The 4171-nt window shown below is 69.5% G+C and carries 4 protein-coding genes; 2 read left to right on the forward strand and 2 right to left on the reverse strand.

Annotated features, from left to right (window positions below; genetic code table 11):
- Positions 1 to 83 precede the first annotated feature (83 nt).
- Positions 84 to 1142 (reverse strand): extracellular solute-binding protein, encoded by a 1059-nt coding sequence (locus tag CH341_RS18840; protein ID WP_111420533.1) that lies wholly within the window; start codon positions 1140 to 1142, stop codon positions 84 to 86.
- Between the two features lie 199 nt (positions 1143 to 1341).
- On the opposite strand from CH341_RS18840, the gene CH341_RS18845 reads away from it, so the two are divergent.
- Positions 1342 to 2082: a GntR family transcriptional regulator gene (locus CH341_RS18845; RefSeq protein WP_245431137.1), complete on the forward strand. Its 741-nt coding sequence runs from the start codon at positions 1342 to 1344 to the stop codon at positions 2080 to 2082.
- A gap of 6 nt (positions 2083 to 2088) precedes the next feature.
- On the opposite strand, the gene CH341_RS18850 is transcribed toward CH341_RS18845, so the two are convergent.
- On the reverse strand, positions 2089 to 2790 hold the full coding sequence (locus CH341_RS18850) for an SDR family NAD(P)-dependent oxidoreductase (RefSeq protein WP_111420535.1): 702 nt from the start codon (positions 2788 to 2790) through the stop codon (positions 2089 to 2091).
- Positions 2791 to 2934: 144 nt separating this feature from the next.
- Here CH341_RS18850 and CH341_RS18855 point away from each other — a divergent pair, with 144 nt between their 5' ends.
- Positions 2935 to 4056: an ABC transporter ATP-binding protein gene (locus CH341_RS18855; protein WP_111420537.1), complete on the forward strand. Its 1122-nt coding sequence runs from the start codon at positions 2935 to 2937 to the stop codon at positions 4054 to 4056.
- Positions 4057 to 4171 lie beyond the last annotated feature (115 nt).

Consider the following 4171-nt stretch of genomic DNA (forward strand, 5'->3'; position numbering starts at 1 on the left):
GTCGACCCGGTCGAGCACCGTGAGGGGTCCGTATCGCTTTGAGACGCGACGGACAGCGACGTGCGCAGACGCGTCCGGAGCGTTCATGCCATCTCCTTGATCCAGCGCTCGGTCCAGCCGGCCCGCTCCTTGGCGAAGAAGGCCCAGTCGGGAGCGAACAGCGTAGCGCTGTCCGGAAAGCCGGCCGGCGTCGTCGCGGCCGGGTTGGTCGGCGCCACGAACGCCTTGGTGGCGAGAATCGACTGGATCTCGGGCGACAGGAGCGCGTCGACGACGGCGTCGGCGAGCGCGTCGGCCGGAGCACCCTTCGCCTTGGCGATGCCCGACGGCATGGCGAACCCGCCCTCGGCGGGAATCGCGAGGTCGACGGGCGAGCCCTCGGCCTTGCGGATCAGCGTGTAGGCCGAGAACTGGCCGCCGATCATCCAGGCCTCGCCCTGCTCCAGCAGATTGATGGCCTGCGGTGCGTTGGTGTAGACGCTGAGCAGGTTCGGCTTGAGACTCTTGAGCTTCTTGAACGCCGCGTCGATCTCGTACTGGGCTTCCGAGAACGGCTTGCCGGTCTCGAGATGCGCGGCGACCAGCAGCGTCCAGTAGCCCTCGGTGTTCTGGATCGACGGGACGATGACCTTCTGGCCGTAGCGCGCGTCCCACAGATCGGACCAGCGCGCCGGCGGCTGCTTCATGCGCTTGGTCGAGAAGGCGATGCCGGCCCACGGCTTCTGATAGTTCGCCCACAGGCCGTCGCGATGCACCGCGCCCGGCACCAGCTTGCCGAGATTGGGCACGGCGGACGTCGTCATCGGCGTGATCAGCCCCTCGGCGGCGGCCGGGATCATCACCGGATCGTCCATGATCACCACCGACATCTTCGGGCTGGCGCGATCGGCCTGCATCTTCTGCAGGTTGGTGAGCGAGTTGGTTCCCTCGTAGAGGATCTTGGCGTCGAGCTTCTTCTCGATCACCGGAAAGACGTCGGCGTTTAGATAGCGGGCCGCGCCGGCGGGGCCGCCGACCACGATCTCCTTGGGCGCCGCCCGCACCACGGCCGGGGCGGCGATGGCGGCGACGGCGCCTCCACCGATCTGCAGGACGGAGCGGCGGGAGAGGCCGGGACGAAAAGGTCGGAGGTCTCGGGTCATCGGTGTCCTCACTGCGGGCCGAACGGCGCTACAGCGACAAGAATGCAAGCCACGGGCCAGTTGTGCACATTTTTCCATATTCTCGTATTTGCAACAGCTTAGTTGAAGTCTATTGTGTCGCATGGCGATCGCCACTGGAAGAATGTGCACATTCTCTGGAATTAATGTGCACATTTCTGCGGCGCGCCGGGAGAGACGCGTGCCGACCCGACAGTCACGAGCCACCAAGGCCGATCCGCAGACCGACGCGGCGATCCACGCGGCGATCGCCCGCGCCGTCATGGACGGCTCGCTGCGCGCCGGCACCAAGCTGGCCGAGCACCGGCTGGCGGAGATCTTCGGGGTGTCGCGCGAGCGCATCCGCAAGGTGCTGCACCGGCTCGGCGCCGAGCGGCGGATCGAGATCATCCCCAACCGCGGCGCTCGCGTGCCGCAACCGACGCTCACAGAAATCCGCGAGATCTACGAGGCGCACCGGGTGCTGGAGGCCGGCGTGCTGATGGCGCTGGTGCCGAGGCTCGACGAGGCGATCCTGGCGCGGCTCGATGCGCATCTCGCCGAGGAGCGCGCCGCCGCCGAGCGCGGCGACCGCAGCGCCTCGGTGCGGCTGTCCGGCGCGTTCCACCTGCTGCTGGTCGACGCCGTCGGCAATGCCGAGCTGTCACGCATCCTGCGCGATCTCCTCAGCCGGTCGTCCGTGATGGTGTCGGTCTACGAGCCGGCGAGCCAGTCCATCTGTGCGGTCGACGAGCACGGCGTCATCGTCGATGCCCTGCGGGCCCGCGACGTCGCGCACGCCGTCGCCCTGTCGGCCCACCACTTCCAGCATGTCGAGCAGCGCCTGCGCCTCGATCCCGGCCCCGCCGCCGCGACCGACCTCGAAGCGGCGTTCCGTCCCTATGCGCCGCCCAAGCCGACCCGCGCGAGGCGAGCCCGCTGAGCCGTCTCACGCCTTGCCGTACACCGGCACGATGGCGCCGCGGGTGACGCGGTTCTCGGGGGAGGCGAGGAACAGGATGGTCGAGGCCACCTCCTCGACCTTCGGCCAGGCGGAGAGGTCGGCCTTGGGCATGTCCTTGCGGTTGGCCGGCGTGTCCATGATCGACGGGGCGACGGCGTTGACCAGCACGCCCTCCTTCGCCACCTCCTCGGCGAGCGCCACGGTGAGCGCCGCGACGGCCGCCTTGGCGGCCGCGTAGATCGCCATGCCGGCGCCGGTGCGCCATTCCAGCGCCGGCCGGGCCGCCACGTTGACGATCCGGCCGCCGTTCCGCCCGCGCGTGAAGCTGCGCAGCGCCTGCCGGCAGCACAGCGCACAGGTGAGCAGGTTGACGGCGATCTGCTGGTGCAGGACGTCCTCCTCGAGGTCGCGGAGCGGACCATAGGCGAAGCCGCCGGCCAGATGGATCGAGGCCCACAGCGGCGGCAGCCGGTCGTAGAGCTGCTCGACCGACTCCGCGTCGGTGAGGTCGGCCTCGCCGTAGAGCACCACCCGGGCGTGGTCGCGCAACGGGAACTCGGCCGCCGCGCTTTCGCGCGTGTAGGGGATGTGGCAGATGCCCCCGGCCTCGACCAGGGCCGTCACCACGCCGAGGCCCAGCGCCCCGGTTCCGCCCGTCACCACCACGTGCCGTCCGTTGAAGTCCATTCCGTCTCCTTCCGGCCCCCGCCGGCTGCCCTGCGCGAATCACCTCGTCGGCCGACGATAGCGCCCCGGAGCACAAAATTCCGGTTGATCGGCGCCTCCGGCCTCCGCAACAAGGGAGCGACACTCCTCGCTGCGGATCCCTCGATGCGCCGTGCCTTGGTTTCCCGGGATGATCACGACACGCCGATGGTGCGGTTCGACGCCGTCACCCGGCGGTTTGCCGAGGTGACGGCCGTGGACGCGTTGTCCCTCGACATCCGCGCCGGCGAGTTCTTCGCGCTGCTGGGACCGTCCGGCTGCGGCAAGACCACGCTGCTGCGCATGCTGGCCGGCTTCGAGCGGCCGGACGACGGCCGGATCCTGCTCGCCGGCCAGGATATCGCGGCGGTGCCGCCGTGGCGGCGCCCCGTCAACATGATGTTCCAGAGCTATGCTTTGTTCCCGCACCTCTCGGTCGCCGGCAACGTCGCCTTCGGCCTGAAGCAGGAACGCCTGCCGCGCGCCGAGGTCGAATCCCGGGTCGCCGCGATGCTGCGGCTCGTGCGCCTCGACGGGCTCGGATCGCGAAAGCCGCATCAGCTCTCCGGCGGCCAGCGCCAGCGGGTCGCGCTCGCCCGGGCGCTCGCCAAGCATCCCAAGGTGCTGCTGCTCGACGAGCCGCTCGCCGCCCTCGACAAGAAGCTGCGCGAAGAGACCCAGTTCGAGCTGATGGCCCTGCAGGAGCGCCTCGACACCACCTTCGTCGTCGTCACCCACGATCAGGAGGAGGCCATGACCCTGGCGGACCGGATCGGCGTGATGAACCACGGCCGCCTCGCCCAGGTCGGCACGCCGGCGGAGATCTACGAGCAGCCGCGCTCGCGCTGGATCGCCGGCTTCATCGGCGACGTCAATTTTTTCGAGGGCAGCGTCACGGCGGTCGACGGCGACGACGTCGAGATGACCGATGCGGCCGGCCGCGTTTTTCGCGCCGCCGGAGCGCCACCCGTGCGGACGGGCGACAGGATCACGCTGGCGGTGCGACCGGAAAAGATCTCGGTCGCGACCGGATCGGGCGCGGCAGAGCCGATCAACAGCGTCGCCGGCAAGGTGGCGGACATCGGCTATCTGGGCGACATCTCGGTCTACAAGGTGCGGCTCGACGACGGTGCCGTGATCAAGGCAGCGGTGACGAACGCCCGGCGCCGCATCGAATCGAGCATCGACTGGGACGACACGGTCCGGCTGTCCTTCCCCCCCGACGCTGCCGTGGTGCTGACGGAGTGAGGGGATGAGCAGCGAGGCCGTCATTCCGGGGCGCGGCAAAGCCGCGAACCCGGAATCCAGCGACAATCTTTTGCGGGGCTGGATTCCGGGTTCGCGAGCCTCCGGCTCGCGCCCC

The organism is Rhodoplanes roseus, assembly GCF_003258865.1.
Lineage (GTDB): Bacteria > Pseudomonadota > Alphaproteobacteria > Rhizobiales > Xanthobacteraceae > Rhodoplanes > Rhodoplanes roseus.